This window comes from Hymenobacter lucidus, assembly GCF_020447265.1.
Lineage (GTDB): Bacteria > Bacteroidota > Bacteroidia > Cytophagales > Hymenobacteraceae > Hymenobacter > Hymenobacter lucidus.
In genome coordinates this window covers 399,707-414,764 of record NZ_JAJADR010000003.1, presented here as the reverse complement: position 1 = coordinate 414,764, position 15,058 = coordinate 399,707, and the positions used below count along the sequence as shown (strand labels likewise).

Below are 15,058 nucleotides of genomic sequence, written 5' to 3'. Positions count from 1 at the left end.
CCGGGCTATCGGATAAGCACTTAAGCACTGCTGTCAACTAACTCAATCGATTGCGAAGATAACTTCCTCTGCTCCCGTCTTTTTCAAATTCCCACAATCTACTTTTCCATGAAAAAAACTGTACAGTTTCCACCGCCTGCCCGGTCAGCGGTGAAGGCTATCCTGCTGCAAACGGCAATGGTATGCTTGCCGGCAGCAGCAGCAAGCGCGCGTCCCGTTGCTGAGGGCACTGCGGCATCGCGCCTGGTCTTGATGCAAGGAGTACTTGAGCAAAAGATAACCCTGCAGGTAGAGGCACAAACGATAAAGGAAACCCTCAATCAGATTGCCCGGCAGGCCAATATCCGGTTTGTGTACAGCCAGCAGCTAGTAGGTGCCGACCGCAAAGTGACTATTAACGCCCAGGACGCGCCGTTGCTGGCCGTGCTGGACGAAGTGTTGGCGCCGCTCAAGATTCAGTATGAAGTAGCCAACAAGCGCGTGGTTCTACGCGCATCTTCCCGGCTCAGTTCCGCAAACGATTCCGGTAGCCAGGACGTCACAGTTTCCGGGCGGGTGGTCGATGCGAAAGGAGACGGTATACCCGGCGTGACGGTGGTCGTGAAAGGAACGGCCATTGGCACCGGCACCAGCCAGGACGGGAGCTTTACGTTGCAAGCTCCCGAGAACAGCGTACTGGTATTTAGCTTCGTGGGCTACTCCCGCCAGGAGGTGCCCGTAACGGGAGCCACTACCTCCCTGAGCGTGACGCTGAGCGAAGACAAGCAGGCCCTGAGCGAAGTAGTGGTCATTGGCTACGGCACGGCCCGCAAAAGTGACCTGACGGGCTCGGTGGCTTCCGTGAGCGGAACCCAGCTGACCCAAGTGGCCACTTCCGACCCCGTGCAGGCCTTGCAGGGCCGCGTGGCCGGCGTGGAGGTGACCTCCAACAGCGGGCAACCCGGCTCGGGCACCCGCATTCGGGTGCGGGGCGTGGGTACTATCAACAACAGCGACCCGCTGTATGTGGTAGACGGCATTCAGACCAGCGATATTGGCTTTTTGCTGCCTGCCGACATCGAATCGACGGAGATTTTGAAGGATGCCTCGGCTACGGCCATCTACGGCTCGCGCGGGGCCAACGGCGTTGTGCTCATCACTACCAAACACGGCAAGGCCGGCGCCACGCAGTTCAACCTGTCGGGCTACACGGGCTTCCAGCAGATTCGGCGCACGCTGCCCCTGACCACGGCGGCCCAGTACTCGACGCTCGTGCTGGAGGCCTTCACCAACGCCGGCAAAGCCCTGCCTGACTACGCCCCGCTGCTGCAGCAGGCCATTGCTACTAACGCCGAAGGCGTCGACTACCAAGACCTGGTGACGCAGAAGGGCCTGATTACTAACTACAGCTTGTCGGCCTCGGGCGGCACCGAGCAAAACCGCTACCTGGTGAGCGGCAGCTACTTTCAGCAGGACGGCATCATCAAGAATTCGGGCTTCAAAAAGTACGTGATTCGGGTCAATGACGACATTGTGCTCACCAAGCGCATCAAGGCTGGCGTGGCGGCCACGTTTACCAACAACAACCAGACGGGCAGCGGCGACGGTCAGGGCGGCTCGCAGCCCTATCTGGTGCTGCAATATGCCCTGCAGACGAACCCGGTTCTCAACCCGTTCGGCCCCAACGGCACCTACAATGAGGACAATATCACGCGCAACGCCCTGAACGTGCCGCGCTACCTCGACGAGCAAAAGCTGAACAAAATACAGAACAACAACCTGTTCAGCAGCAGCTACCTCGATGTAGAGTTGTTCAAGGGTCTCTCGTTTCGCTCCACGTTTGGCATCAACTATTTCAACAACCACCCCAAGGTATACCAGCCGCAGTACTACATCGGCCCGGTCGACCAGCGGGCCCAGAGCGCGCTGATTGAAACACGCAACGAGAATGTCTCGTGGGTGTGGTCGAACTACGCCAACTACACCAAGACCTTCGCCGACAACAGCACCTTCTCGGCTACTCTGGGCCAGGAAGCCCAACGCGGCTACGGTAATGGCATTTCCATCACGGCTTTCAACGTGCCGGCCGATGCCTCGCTGCAGTACGCGTCGGCCTCGCGCAGCACCGGCAACGTGGTGCGTAGCTCCCAGTACGACGGGAGCCTGTCCTCGTACTTCGGCCGTGTCAACTACAATTTCCGGGACCGGTACCTGGTGACGGGTACTTTGCGCCTGGACCAGACCTCGAAGTTTCTGGGGCCCGTGCGCAAGGGTTACTTTCCGTCGGTGGGTGCGGCCTGGAATATCTCCAACGAGCAGTTTCTCAAGGATATCAGCTACCTGTCGGTGCTGAAGCTGCGGGCCAGCTACGGCCAGGTGGGCAACCAGAACGCGGCTCCCAACTACGGCTATGCCTCGGTGGCCAGCAACAACCAGACCTACTCCTTTAACGGCGTGGCCGCGCCCGGTCTGGCCATCAGCCAGATCAATAACCCGGACCTGAAGTGGGAAACGGCCATTACTACCGACGTGGGGCTGGATGCCGAGTTTTTCGACAGCCGCCTGACGTTGACGGCCGACTACTTTGAGCGCCGCACCCAGGACATGATTGCCCTGCTGCCCGTGCCCGACTACGTGGGGCAGGCCCCGGCCAGCGCCAACGTGGGCGCCCTGCGCAACCGCGGCCTGGAACTAGCTCTGAACTACCGCAACGAGCTGGGCAAGCTTCAGTACAATGTGGGGCTGAACTTCACCAAAATCAACAACGTCGTAACCAGCCTGGGCGGGGCTAGTCCCATTGCCAGCGGCAACGTGCTTACCCAAATCAACAACACTACCCTCACCGATGTAGGCCGCGAAATTGCGTTTTTCTACGGCCTGCAGGCCCAGGGCGTGTTTCACAATCAGGGCGAGATTGATGCGTATAAAAACTCCAACGGCACCCTGGTGCAGCCCGGCGCCCAACCCGGCGACGTGCGCTACCAGGATACCAACGGCGACGGCGTAATTACGGCCGCCGACAACACGTACCTAGGCAGCGCCACCCCCGACTTTAGCTACGGCGGCTCGCTGAGCCTAAGCTATTCGGGCCTCGATTTCAAGGTATTGCTCTACGGGGTAGAGGGCGCCGAAGCCCTGAACGGGGCGGCCTTCAACCTGAATAAGTCGGCTGACTTTGTGGGCGTGTGGAGCAACTTCTACGCCAGCCGCATGGACCGCTGGACCCCCAGCAACCCCAATAGCAACCAACCCCGCGTGACCTCGACCGACACCAACGGCAATGACCGGATGAGCAGCCGCTACGTGGAAGATGCCAGCTACCTGCGCGCCCGCAACATGGAGCTGGGCTATACCTTGCCCCAGTCGTTGCTGGGCAAAGTGAAGGTAACCGGCGCCCGGGTGTTCGTTTCGGTTGATAACGTGTTTACTCTCACCAAGTACACGGGCTACGACCCCGAGATATCGACCTCGGCATTCTACAACAACCCCCTGGCCTACGGCGTGGACTACGGCAATTACCCGCAGGCCCGCACCTACCGCCTGGGCTTCAACCTGCAGTTCTAATTTCCTATGTCCTACCTGCTTTCTATGAAACCCACCCGCGCCACCTTCTTGCTCGGCCTGCTGCTTACCTGCGCAGTAGCTCCGGGCTGCTCCGACTTTCTGGACAAGGAGCCTCTGGGCACTACCACCCAAGACAACCTGTTCCGGGACCCGACCAATGCCGTGCAGGCCGTTAATGCGGTGTACGACGTGGCCGCCTGGGACCAGGGCCCCAAGTGGGGCGACCCCACCGGCCAGTACGTGGCCCAGACCTACGAATGGATGTTTGGGGACCTGATGACCGATGATGCCGAAAAAGGCGGCAGCTCGCCCAGCGACTTCCTGTCCCTGATTGAGCTCAAAACCTGGAACATTCCGCCCTCCAACCCACCCGTGACCACGCTGTGGGTGCACAGCTTTACGGGCATTGCCCGGGCTAATACGGTCATTAACAACATCGACGCGGGCACCATCGACTCGGGCCTGAAAGCACGCCTGAAGGGCGAAGCCCTGTTTCTGCGGGCGTATTTCTACTTCAACCTAGTGAAGGGCTTTGGCGGGGTGCCGCTGTTTGAGAAAGCCGTGACGCCCACCGAGGCGCCCAACGTAACCCGCGCCACCATTGCCCAGACCTACGCATTCATCGAAAAGGACCTGAAGGCCGCGGCTGCTTTGCTGCCCGAGAAAACGGCCTATGCCGCCGCCGACAACGGCCGGGCCACCAAGGGCGCGGCCAACGGCTACCTGGCCCGCGTTATCATGTACCAGCTGGGCACCGTGAATGGCAACAACCACACCTGGCAGGAAGTGTACGACCTAACGAGCACCGTCATCACCTCTGGCCAGTACAGCCTGCTGGCCAACTACGCGGCCATTCACCAGGAAATAGGGGAGAATAGCAGCGAGTCGCTGTTCGAAATTCAGTTTGCCACTTCCAACGACGGCTACGGCCCCATCTCGGTGGGCACCACCAGCAACATTTTTCAGAACAATCGCAAAACCTTCGGCTACGGCTTCAACAACCCCACGCAGAACCTGGTCGACGAGTTTGAGCCCAATGACCCGCGCCGGGAAGTCACCGTCATCAAGAACAACGACATCGTGCTGGGCATCCTCAACCCCGTGGACCTGACGCAGAATGCCACGGGCTATTTCAACCGCAAGGCGGCCATTATAGCCCCCAACGCCCCGGAGTCGGGCCCGCAGAACATTCGTAAGCTGCGCTACGCCGACATTCTGCTGATGAAAGCCGAGGCTGCCGCCCAGCTCAACAAACCCTCCGAGGCAGTAGCGCTGGTCAACCAGGTGCGGCAGCGGGCCCGCAACTCGACCCGGCCGCCAGGCACCACGCTGGGCTCCCTGGCCTACGAACCGGCCAACACCCCCGCCGGTACCTTGCCCGACCTGGCCGGCGGGCTGTCGGGCCAAGCCCTGCTGAACGCCATCTGGCACGAGCGCCGGGTGGAGTTCGGGGAAGAGTCGCTGCGGCTGTGGGATTTGATTCGTACGGGCCGCTACATGGGCGTTCTGCCGGCTGATGTCCGGGCCCGGGCCATGTCGCACATCGCCAGGGAAACGTCGGTGAATCCTACACCCTTGCTGCCCATTTCTCTCAATGATGCGCAAACCTGGAAGCTGGCGCAAAACCCCGGCTACTAACTCCTGAGAGCTCCAAAAAAGCCGGTTCCTGCCTTCTTCAAGGTGGGGGCCGGCTTTCTGGTGAGTGCACAGTCCCAGGCCGGCGGGCCGCAACCAGAACCGATGATAATCCCAGATAATGAAGCGTAGAGGCCAAGGGCTGCATATACAGCCCGCAAAATGTATCTTCGCTCGACAAGCATGAAAGTAACGCACATGAAAAAACTCTTGGCTGTCGTGGCCACCTTACTGCTGCAAAACGCGGGGCTGTTTGCACAATCGATTGACTTGGTTAATCCCATCCTGACCGGCTTCTACCCGGACCCCAGCATCGTGAAGGTGGGGCCGGAATACTACCTGGTGAATTCCACGTTTTCCTACTTTCCCGGCATCCCGGTGATGCACAGCCGGGACCTCAAAAACTGGCAGCAGGTGGGTAACGTCATCAGCCGGCCCTCACAGATGAACTTTCTGGGCGACCGGATGACCCGCGGGTTGTTTGCCCCGGCCATTGACTACCACAACGGCACGTTCTACGTCACCTGCACGCTGATTGACCACAAGGGCAATTTCGTAGTGACGGCCAAGAACCCTGCCGGCCCCTGGAGCGACCCTATTTTCCTGCCCGAAGTGAAGGGCATCGACCCCTCGCTGTATTTCGAGGGCGACAAGGCCTACGTCATCTACAACAGCGACCCGCCGGATAACAAGCCACTCTACGACGGGCACCGCTCCATCAAGATGATTGAGCTGAACCCAAAAACGCTGCAGACCGTGGGCGAAGCCAAAATTGTGGTGAATGGGGGCGTGGACTTGAGCAAGAAGCCCGTCTGGATTGAAGGCCCGCACCTGATGAAGCGCGGCGACTGGTACTACCTCTATGCCGCGGAGGGTGGTACGTCGGTGAACCACACGGAGGTGGTATTCCGCAGCAAGGCGCCGCTAGGACCGTTTGTGCCTTACGAGAAAAACCCCATCCTCTCGCAACGCGAGTTGCCCAAAGACCGCAAAGACCCTATCACCTCGGCCGGGCACGCGCAGTTTGTGGAAGGGCCGGATGGGAAGACCTACGCCATTTTCCTAGCCGTGCGACCCTACGAGGGGAATTTCTACAATACGGGACGCGAGACTTTTATTGTGCCTGTGGTGTGGAAAGACGAGTGGCCCGTCATGGACCCGGGGCCTGCTGGCGTACAATACAGCTACAAAGCCAACTTCCCCGAGGTGAAGCAGCCCGGCGCCCGGCCCCAGAGCGGCAACTTTGGCTACACGCTCACCTTCGAGAAGCAACTGGACCCGGCGCTGTTGTTCCTGCGCACCGTGGATAGCACCAATTTCTCCCTGAGCAAGGCGAAAGGCCTCACCCTGAAGCTGAAGCCCGAAACCGTTGCCGAAACCGGCAACCCGGCCTTTATCGGCAAGCGCCAGCAGCATATGTATGGCAGCGCCGAAACCGAGCTGACCTTTGCGGCTAAGGCGGCGAATGAAACGGCCGGCCTAGTAGCGTTTCAGGATGAGAAGCACTTCTACTACCTCTGCAAATCGGTCGAGAATGGCAAGCCGGTTGTTCAGCTTCTCAAGAGCACAACTGACGCTAAGAACCCGGAATTGTTGGCAAAAGCGCCTCTGAAGGCGGCGGCCGGCAAGGTGCAGCTGCGCATCAATGCCGACGGTGACACCTACAGCTTCCGCTTTTCGGAGGATGGCAAGAACTATACGGTGCTGAAAGACAAGGTAGATGCGCGCTTCCTGAGCACGCAGGTAGCAGGAGGCTTTATCGGTTGCCTCTACGGCATGTACGGCACATCGGCCGGGCAGCCTACCACCAACACCGCCTCCTTCAAGTGGCTGAAGTACGAGGGGCACGACCCCATGTATAAGAAGTAATCCGCGGCCTGCTAGCTACGCTTTCATCCTCCTTTTATGCGACTATACCCTCTCATTTGCCTGCTCGTGCTACCACTCGCCGCGGCTCAGGCCGCCCAGCCCATCCGTATTGCTAGTCCCGATGGGGCGGTGCAGGTAACCGTAGATATAACTCCCCAGGGCCAGCCAACCTACGCCGTGCGCTACTGGCAGGCCGAGCTGCTGCGCCCCTCGCGCCTGGGCCTGCAGCTGGCCAGCGCCGACCTCACGCAGGGCCTCACGCTGACGAAAGCCGACAAGCAAACTACCGTAACTGATGACTACCAGCTTGCCACCGACAAGCGGGCCAACTGCCGCTACCGGGCTAACCGGCGCGTGGTGCACTTCCAGCGCCAAGGCAATGGGCCGCAGTTGAGCGTGGTGTTTCAGGTATCCGACGATGGGGTAGCGTTTCAGTACGTGGTGGAAGGCAACAGCCAGGAAGTGCAGCGCATTTCGGCGGAAGCCACTACGTTTCACTTGCCGACCAGTGCCAAAGGCTGGCTGCACCCGCACGCTAAAGCCCAGACTGGTTTTGCCAATACGCAGCCCTCGTATGAGGAGTACTACCAACGTGGTATTGCGGCCGGCACGCCCTCTACAATAGGGCAGGGGTGGTCGTTTCCGGCGCTGTTTGAAGTAGGCGGGCACTGGATGCTGCTCACGGAGGCCGGCATGGGGCGTACCTACAGCGGCACCCACCTGGCCCACACCGCACCCGATGCGGAATACAGCATTGCCTTTCCGCAGGCCCCGGAGCGCACCACGCTCGAGGCCGCGCTGCTGCCCGAAAGCCGGCTGCCGTGGCGTACACCCTGGCGCGTGCTGGTGGTGGGCAACTCGCTGCGGCCCATCGTGGAATCAACGCTGACTACTGACGTGAGTGCGCCGGCCCAGTCGGCTGCTTTGCCTGCTGCACCCGGTAAGTCGTCGTGGTCGTGGGTGTTGCTCGGCGACGATAAGACCACCTACGATGTGCAGCGCCGCTTCATCGACTATTCGGCTGGCATGGGCTGGGGCTACTGCCTCGTCGACGCCCTCTGGGACAAGCAGATTGGCTACGACAAAATGCAGGAGCTGGCCCAGTACGCCCGCAGCAAAAATGTCGGCCTGTTGGTGTGGTATAACTCCAATGGCCGCTGGAACGAGGCGCCGCAAACTCCCACCAATGTGCTATTTGAGGCCGAAAGCCGCCGCAAGGAATTTGCCCGCATCAAGCAAATGGGAGTTGTGGGGGTAAAAATCGACTTTTTCGGTGGGGATGGGCAGTCGTTTATGAATTACTACCACGACCTGCTCACCGATGCGGCCCAAGCCGGGTTGCTGGTTAACTTTCATGGCGCCACTATTCCCAGGGGCTGGAACCGTACCTACCCCAACCTGATGACGATGGAAGCCGTGCGCGGCTTCGAGTTCCTGACCTTCGACCAGGCCAACACCGACCAGGAACCCACGCACTGCGCCGTACTGCCCTTCACCCGCAACGCGGTGGGCCCGATGGACTTCACGCCCATGGCGTTTTCCGAAATCAGGGGCAAGCAGCGCCGCACCTCCAATGCGTTTGAGCTGGCCTTGTCGGTGCTGTTTCAGTCGGGCATTCAGCACTACGCAGAGGTGCCCGAGGGTATGGCCGCGCAGCCGGCCTACGTGCAAGACTTTGTGAAGAAGCTCCCCCCACGCTGGGCCGATGTTAAGTTTCTGGCGGGCTACCCCGGCCAGTACGCCGTGCTGGCCCGCCAGGCACCCGGCGGCGCCTGGTACGTGGCCGGCATCAACGGTACCGACGCCCCCAAAACCATCCAACTCGACCTCAGCCAGCTAGGCCTGCAAAAGGGCACCCTCATCACCGATGGCGCCACCAACCGCAGCTTCAGCACCCAGGCTGTGGCCGGCTCCACCATCAGCGTGACGCTCCCGGCGCGGGGCGGCTTTGTCGTCCAGCCCTAGTTTCTGAGCATGCGCCTCGCCACTAACCCACTTGCCCCGGTAATTCCCGCCATGCCTTACTCCCTAAAGCGAAGTGCTTTTGTCCTCGGATTAGTCTTTGCCACAACTGCTGTTTTGCCGCTCGCTGCGCAAGTGAAGCAGGCGCAAAACCCGGTCATCTTCGCCGATGTGCCGGATATGGCCATGATTCGGGTGGGCAAGACCTACTACATGAGCAGCACCACCATGCACATGAGTCCGGGCGTGCCCATTATGAAGTCTACGGACTTGGTGAACTGGCAGCTGGTCGGCTATGCCTCCGACACGCTGGGGAGTCTCCCTGAACTGACGCTCCGCAACGGCAAGAGCACCTACGGCCGGGGCTCGTGGGCGAGCAGCCTGCGGTTTCACCAGGGCACGTACTACGTTTCGACCTTCGCTCAAACGACCGGCAAAACCTACGTGTATTCCACCAAGAATATCGAAAAAGGCCCCTGGAAAGTCGCGTCGTTTAAGCCCAGCTACCACGACCATTCCTTGTTTTTTGACGACGATGGCCGCGTGTACCTGGTGTATGGTGCCGGCAAGCTGCGCCTGATTGAACTGAGGGCCGATGCCTCCGGTGTGAAGCCCGGGGCCACGGAGCAGGTGCTGATTGAAAATGCCAGCGCCCCAGCCGGCCCCAACATTAATCTGCCAGCGGAAGGCTCCCAGCTGTTCAAAATCAAGGGCAAGTACTACCTCTTCAATATTGTGTGGCCCAAGGACGGCATGCGCACCGTGGTGGTGCACCGCGCCGACAAACTCACGGGGCCCTACGAAGGTCGGGTGGCGCTGCAAGACCTGGGCGTAGCGCAGGGCGGCCTCATCGACACGCCCGATGGCCAGTGGTTTTCCTACCTGTTCCGCGACTACGGCGCCGTGGGCCGCATCCCGTACCTGGTCCCCGTGACGTGGATTGATGGCTGGCCGGTGCTGGGTAGCCCGGCCGGCAAGGTGCCCCAAACACTGCCCTTACCGCCCAGCAAAGGCCTGATACCTGGCCTAGTAGCCTCAGATGAGTTTAGTCGGCGAAAGGGTGAGCCCGCACTGCCGCTGGTGTGGCAGTGGAACCACAATCCCGAAAACTCGCTCTGGTCGCTCACTGACCGGGCAGGCTACCTGCGCCTGAAAACCGGCCGCGTAGACACCACGTTCCTGCTGGCCCGCAATACCCTCACGCAGCGCACCTTCGGGCCCACCTGTGCTGGCACCACCGCCCTGGATGTGTCGCACCTCAAGGAGGGGGATTTTGCTGGCTTAGCCCTGCTGCAAAAACGGTACGGCCTGGTGGGAGTGGACTACCGCAACGGCGCGAAGTCTATCGTCATGGTTAGCGCCGAAACGGAAAAGCCCGTGGAGCTGCAACGCCTGCCGCTCACGCAGAACACCGTCTATTTCAAGGCGGAATGTGACTTTACGGAGCGCAAGGACGTGGCCACGTTTTACTATAGCCTCGACGGGAAAGCCTGGAAGGCCATTGGGGCACCGCTCAAGATGGCCTACACGCTGCCGCATTTTATGGGCTACCGGTTTGGGCTGTTCAACTATGCCACCAAGACGGCCGGCGGCTACGCTGACTTCGACTATTTCCGCATTGCGGATACCATTACCGGAACCAAGTAAACCACTAGCCCCATGCTATATCTTAAGCTGCCGTATTTGTTGAGCGGACTGGCCTTCCTGCTGGGAAGCGCTGCGCAGGCTCAGAACCCATTTATTACCAATCAGTTTACGGCCGACCCCACGGCGCGGGTGTTCAATGGCCGGGTGTACGTGTATCCCTCGCACGATATTCCGGCCGCACCCGGCCGGGGGCGGGCCGGCTGGTTTGTGATGGAGGACTATCACGTGTTTTCGTCCGCTAACCTCACCGATTGGACCGACCACGGCGTCATCGTCACGCAAAACAAAGTGCCCTGGGTGAAGCCCAACAGCTACAGCATGTGGGCCCCCGACTGCATTGCGCGCAACGGCAAGTACTATTTCTACTTCCCCACAACTCCCAAGGATACCACCAGCATCAAGGGCTTCACGGTAGGGGTGGCCGTGGCCGATAAGCCCACCGGCCCCTTCGTGCCGGAGCCCCAGCCCATCAAGGGCGTGCGCGGCATCGACCCTAATGTGCTGATTGACAAGGATGGGCAGGCCTACTTATACTGGTCGCAGGGCGAGATCTACGCCGCCAAGCTCAAGCCCAACATGCTGGAGCTGGCCTCGGAGCCCGTTACGCTGGGCGAGCTGCCCACTAAAGGCCTGAAAGAAGGACCGTATGTGTTTGAGCGCAAGGGCATCTACTACCTCACGTATCCGCACGTGGAGAACAAGACGGAGCGCCTCGAATACGCCACCAGCACCAGCCCCCTAGGCCCGTTCACGGTGAAGGGCGTCATCATGGACGAGTCGCCGACCGGCTGCTGGACCAACCACCACTCCCTGCTGGAGCTCAAGAACCAATGGTACTTGTTCTATCACCACAATGACTTGTCGCCTAACTTTGACAAAAACCGCTCGGTTCGCATGGACAGCCTGTTTTTCGAGCCTGATGGGGCCATCCGCAAAGTGGTGCCCACCCTGCGCGGCGTAGGCCTCACCGACGCCCGCCAGAAAATACAGCTAGACCGCTACAGCCGCCTGAGCAGCCGCGGCGTTTCCATTGCCTTTCTGGATACGGCCAACACCTTCCAAGGCTGGAAAACCGTGTTGGCCGATAATCAGGGCTGGGTGCAGTACAACGGTGTAGCCTTTGGCAAACAGGCCCTCAAAACAGTGACGCTACGCGTGCAGGCCGCCGCAGGCGCCACGGTGCAGCTGCGCACCGACGGGGTCACGGGCCCGATGCTAGCCCAAGTAACCGTGCCGAAAGGCAGCCAGTGGCAGGAGGTGAAAGCACCTGTATCAGCCTTTAAGCCCGGCACCCATGCATTGGTCGTTTCCTCCAAAACAAATACTCCCGTGGCTATTGACTGGGTCAAGTTTGACTAAGGGGTAAAGAAGCTGCTCGCTTGCAAACCGTCTGATATTCCCACCAATTATCTGGCCTGCTAGGCCATTATCCAAGGTATGAGAAACATAGTCCCCGCCATCCTGAGTGTTGTGGTGCTGAGTGTGAGCAGCGCGTTTGCCCAAAAAATGGCCATGGAAGCTCCTAAGGGCTTCGACCAGCCCACGGCCGGTATTGCCGCTGGCAGAATAGACAGCATCAGCTACACCTCGAAAACCGTGGGAACAGTGCGGAAGGCGCTAGTGTACACCCCGCCGGGGTATTCCAAACGGAAAAAGTACTCGGTGCTCTACCTGCTGCACGGCATTGGCGGTGACGAAAAAGAGTGGCTCAAAGGAGGGCGTCCGCAGGTGATTTTGGATAACCTGTACGCGGCGGGCAAGCTCAAACCTATGCTGGTGGTGATGCCCAACGGCCGGGCCATGAAAGATGACAGACCCGTTGGCAATATCTACGGGCCGGATAAGGTAGCCGCGTTTGCCAATTTCGAGAAAGACTTACTGACCGACCTCATTCCCTACATCGAGAAGACGTATCCGGCGCTTAAGAACCGCGAGAACCGGGCTGTAGCTGGCCTGTCGATGGGAGGGGGGCAGTCGCTGAACTTCGGGCTGGGTAACCTTGATAAGTTTGCCTGGGTAGGGGGCTTCTCGTCGGCTCCCAACACTAAACTACCCGAGCAGCTAGTGCCTGACCCCGCCAAAGCCACCAAGCAGCTCAAGCTGCTCTGGATTTCGTGCGGCGACCAGGACGGCCTGCTGCCCATCAGCCAGCGCACCCACGACTACCTCTACGAGCACCGGGTGCCGCACGTGTACTACCTAGAGGCTGGTGGGCACGACTTTAAGGTCTGGAAAAACGGGCTGTATATGTTCTCGCAGTTCCTCTTCAAGCCCGTCGATGTGGCGGCGCTGCCTACTTACACGGTGCTGGGCGCACCGGCCGCTACCAACGTGCGCAACGCCAAGTACCCCCAAATTCTGCCCGATAACCGCGCCGTGTTTCGTCTGAAAGCTCCCGGCGTGCAGCAGGCCCAACTCGACCTGGGCCGCAAGTACGACATGGTGAAGGACAGCAGCGGCACCTGGACCGTGACCACCGACACGCTGAGCCGGGGCCTGCACTACTACTCCCTGGTGCTCGACGGTCTGCCCGTGGCCGACCCGGCCAGCGACACCTTTTACGGCATGGGCCGTATGGCCAGCGGCATCGAGATTCCGGGCCGCGGCACCAGCTTTTACGCCCTGCGCGACGTGCCCCACGGCGAGGTGCGGGAGCGGCGGTACTTCTCGAAAGTCACCAACTCCTGGCGGCGGTTTTTCGTGTACACGCCAGCTGGATACGATGCCAATACTGCCACTAAATACCCGGTGCTGTACCTGCTGCACGGCGGCGGCGAAGACGAGACCGGCTGGGCCAAGCAAGGCAAAACCGACGTGATTCTGGACAACCTGATTGCCGACAAAAAAGCCAAACCCATGCTCGTGGTGATGCTAGACGGCAACATGGGTGGCCCGGGTGGCCTAGCGGGCTTCAACGAGGGTACGCTGAAACGCTTTGAAGACGAGCTGAAGCAAACCGTGTTACCGGTAGTGGAAAGCAACTACCGGGTGGCGGCGGGGGCTAATAATAGGGCTCTGGCAGGCCTATCCATGGGTGGCCTTCAAACGCTCTACGCCGGCATCAAGAACACGGATATGTTTGCCCATCTAGGAGTATTTAGCTCGGGCTTCTTTGCCAATAATGCAGCCTTATCCGATCCGCAGTATGCGTTTATGAAAGCCAATGCCGGCACCATCAATACCAACCTGAAGCAGCTGTGGCTCTCGATGGGCGGGCCCGAAGACATTGCCTACGCCAACAACAAGGTAATGCGGGCCAAGATGGATGAGCTGGGCATCAAGTACGTGTACAGTGAGTACCCCGGCGGCCATACCTGGCCCGTGTGGCGCCACGATTTATACCTCTTTGCCCAACGTCTATTTTAGGCGGTTCACCAGCCGCGCGGCCCTAACGAGCCTATATAGTATTCCCATCCACTACCTGACCCCTATGAAAAAGACCTGGCTTATAGCCCCGCTTACCCTGGTGGCCTACCTGCCTTCGCAGGCGCAAAACCCGATTATCAAAGACGTATTCACAGCCGACCCGGCGCCGCTGGTATACCGCGACACGCTGTTTCTCTACGCCGGCCACGATACAGCTTCGGTGCAGGAAACCAACTACAAAATGCCCGACTGGCGTATCTATTCCACCACCGATATGGTGCACTGGAAAGATTACGGCATGCGCCTCTCACCGCGCACGTTTGCCTGGGCTACCGGTGATGCGTATGCGGCGCAGTGCATCTACCACAATGGCAAGTTCTACTGGTTTGTGTCTACGTTCCATAAGAAAGACGACAACAGCCAAGGCGGCGCAGCCATCGGGGTAGCCGTGTCGGATCGGCCTACTGGGCCGTTCAAGGATGCTATTGGCAAGGCGCTCATTGTGAATGAGATGACCAAGGACAAGCCCCACGCCTGGGACGACATTGACCCTACGGTTTTCGTGGACGATGACAAGCAAGTGTACATGTACTGGGGCAACTTAAGCTGCCGCTGGGTAAAGCTCAAGGACAACATGACCGAGCTGGCCGGCCCCATCAACGTCATTACGCCCAAAAACTACATCGAAGGCCCTTGGGTGTACAAGCGCAAAAAGCTGTACTACCTCGTGTACGCCAGCGCCGGCACCAAGCCCGAAATGATAGAGTATTGCACGGCCACCAGCGCCACTGGTCCCTGGACGTACCGCGGAATTATTCAGGAAAATGTGCCCAACAGCTTTACCACGCACCCCGGCATCACCGACTACAAGGACAAGAGCTACTTCTTCTACCACAACGGTGCCCTGCCCACCGGCGGCAGCTACCGGCGCTCCATCTGCGTGGACTACCTGCGCTACAACCCGGACGGCACCATCCAACCCATCGTGCAAACCCTCACCGGCGTAGCGCCCGCCAAGTAAGAACCGGCTGGTATA

8 protein-coding genes are annotated in these 15,058 nt (G+C 59.8%); all 8 read left to right on the top strand.

Annotated features, from left to right (window positions below; all coding sequences use genetic code 11):
• Positions 1 to 252 precede the first annotated feature (252 nt).
• Complete coding sequence (locus LGH74_RS13075) at positions 253 to 3,543, top strand: TonB-dependent receptor (RefSeq protein ID WP_226176389.1); 3,291 nt, start codon at positions 253 to 255, stop codon at positions 3,541 to 3,543.
• Between the two features lie 24 nt (positions 3,544 to 3,567).
• Entirely contained in the window at positions 3,568 to 5,181 is a 1,614-nt protein-coding gene (locus LGH74_RS13070; RefSeq protein ID WP_226176388.1) for a RagB/SusD family nutrient uptake outer membrane protein, read from the top strand.
• Positions 5,182 to 5,376: 195 nt separating this feature from the next.
• Entirely contained in the window at positions 5,377 to 7,047 is a 1,671-nt protein-coding gene (locus LGH74_RS13065; RefSeq protein WP_226176387.1) for a glycoside hydrolase family 43 protein, read from the top strand.
• A 36-nt stretch (positions 7,048 to 7,083) separates the two neighbouring features.
• On the top strand, positions 7,084 to 9,012 hold the full coding sequence (locus LGH74_RS13060) for a glycoside hydrolase family 97 protein (protein WP_226176386.1): 1,929 nt from the start codon (positions 7,084 to 7,086) through the stop codon (positions 9,010 to 9,012).
• A gap of 51 nt (positions 9,013 to 9,063) precedes the next feature.
• Entirely contained in the window at positions 9,064 to 10,656 is a 1,593-nt protein-coding gene (locus LGH74_RS13055) for a glycoside hydrolase family 43 protein (RefSeq protein ID WP_431357452.1), read from the top strand.
• A 12-nt stretch (positions 10,657 to 10,668) separates the two neighbouring features.
• Positions 10,669 to 12,015: a family 43 glycosylhydrolase gene (locus tag LGH74_RS13050; protein WP_226176384.1), complete on the top strand. Its 1,347-nt coding sequence runs from the start codon at positions 10,669 to 10,671 to the stop codon at positions 12,013 to 12,015.
• Positions 12,016 to 12,093: 78 nt separating this feature from the next.
• Positions 12,094 to 14,022, top strand: coding sequence for an alpha/beta hydrolase-fold protein (locus tag LGH74_RS13045; RefSeq protein WP_226176383.1), 1,929 nt, complete (start codon positions 12,094 to 12,096; stop codon positions 14,020 to 14,022).
• Between the two features lie 64 nt (positions 14,023 to 14,086).
• Positions 14,087 to 15,043 (top strand): glycoside hydrolase family 43 protein, encoded by a 957-nt coding sequence (locus LGH74_RS13040; protein ID WP_226176381.1) that lies wholly within the window; start codon positions 14,087 to 14,089, stop codon positions 15,041 to 15,043.
• Positions 15,044 to 15,058: the final 15 nt, after the last annotated feature.

Excerpts from the sequence above, each read along its gene's own strand:
- LGH74_RS13040 (WP_226176381.1), top strand. The coding sequence starts at position 14,087 with ATGAAAAAGACCTGGCTTATAGCCCCGCTTACCCTGGTGGCCTACCTG.
- LGH74_RS13075 (WP_226176389.1), top strand. The coding sequence starts at position 253 with ATGCAAGGAGTACTTGAGCAAAAGATAACCCTGCAGGTAGAGGCACAA.
- LGH74_RS13065 (WP_226176387.1), top strand. The coding sequence starts at position 5,377 with ATGAAAAAACTCTTGGCTGTCGTGGCCACCTTACTGCTGCAAAACGCG.
- LGH74_RS13060 (WP_226176386.1), top strand. The coding sequence starts at position 7,084 with ATGCGACTATACCCTCTCATTTGCCTGCTCGTGCTACCACTCGCCGCG.
- LGH74_RS13045 (WP_226176383.1), top strand. The coding sequence starts at position 12,094 with ATGAGAAACATAGTCCCCGCCATCCTGAGTGTTGTGGTGCTGAGTGTG.
- LGH74_RS13070 (WP_226176388.1), top strand. The coding sequence starts at position 3,568 with ATGAAACCCACCCGCGCCACCTTCTTGCTCGGCCTGCTGCTTACCTGC.
- LGH74_RS13055 (WP_431357452.1), top strand. The coding sequence starts at position 9,064 with ATGCCTTACTCCCTAAAGCGAAGTGCTTTTGTCCTCGGATTAGTCTTT.
- LGH74_RS13050 (WP_226176384.1), top strand. The coding sequence starts at position 10,669 with ATGCTATATCTTAAGCTGCCGTATTTGTTGAGCGGACTGGCCTTCCTG.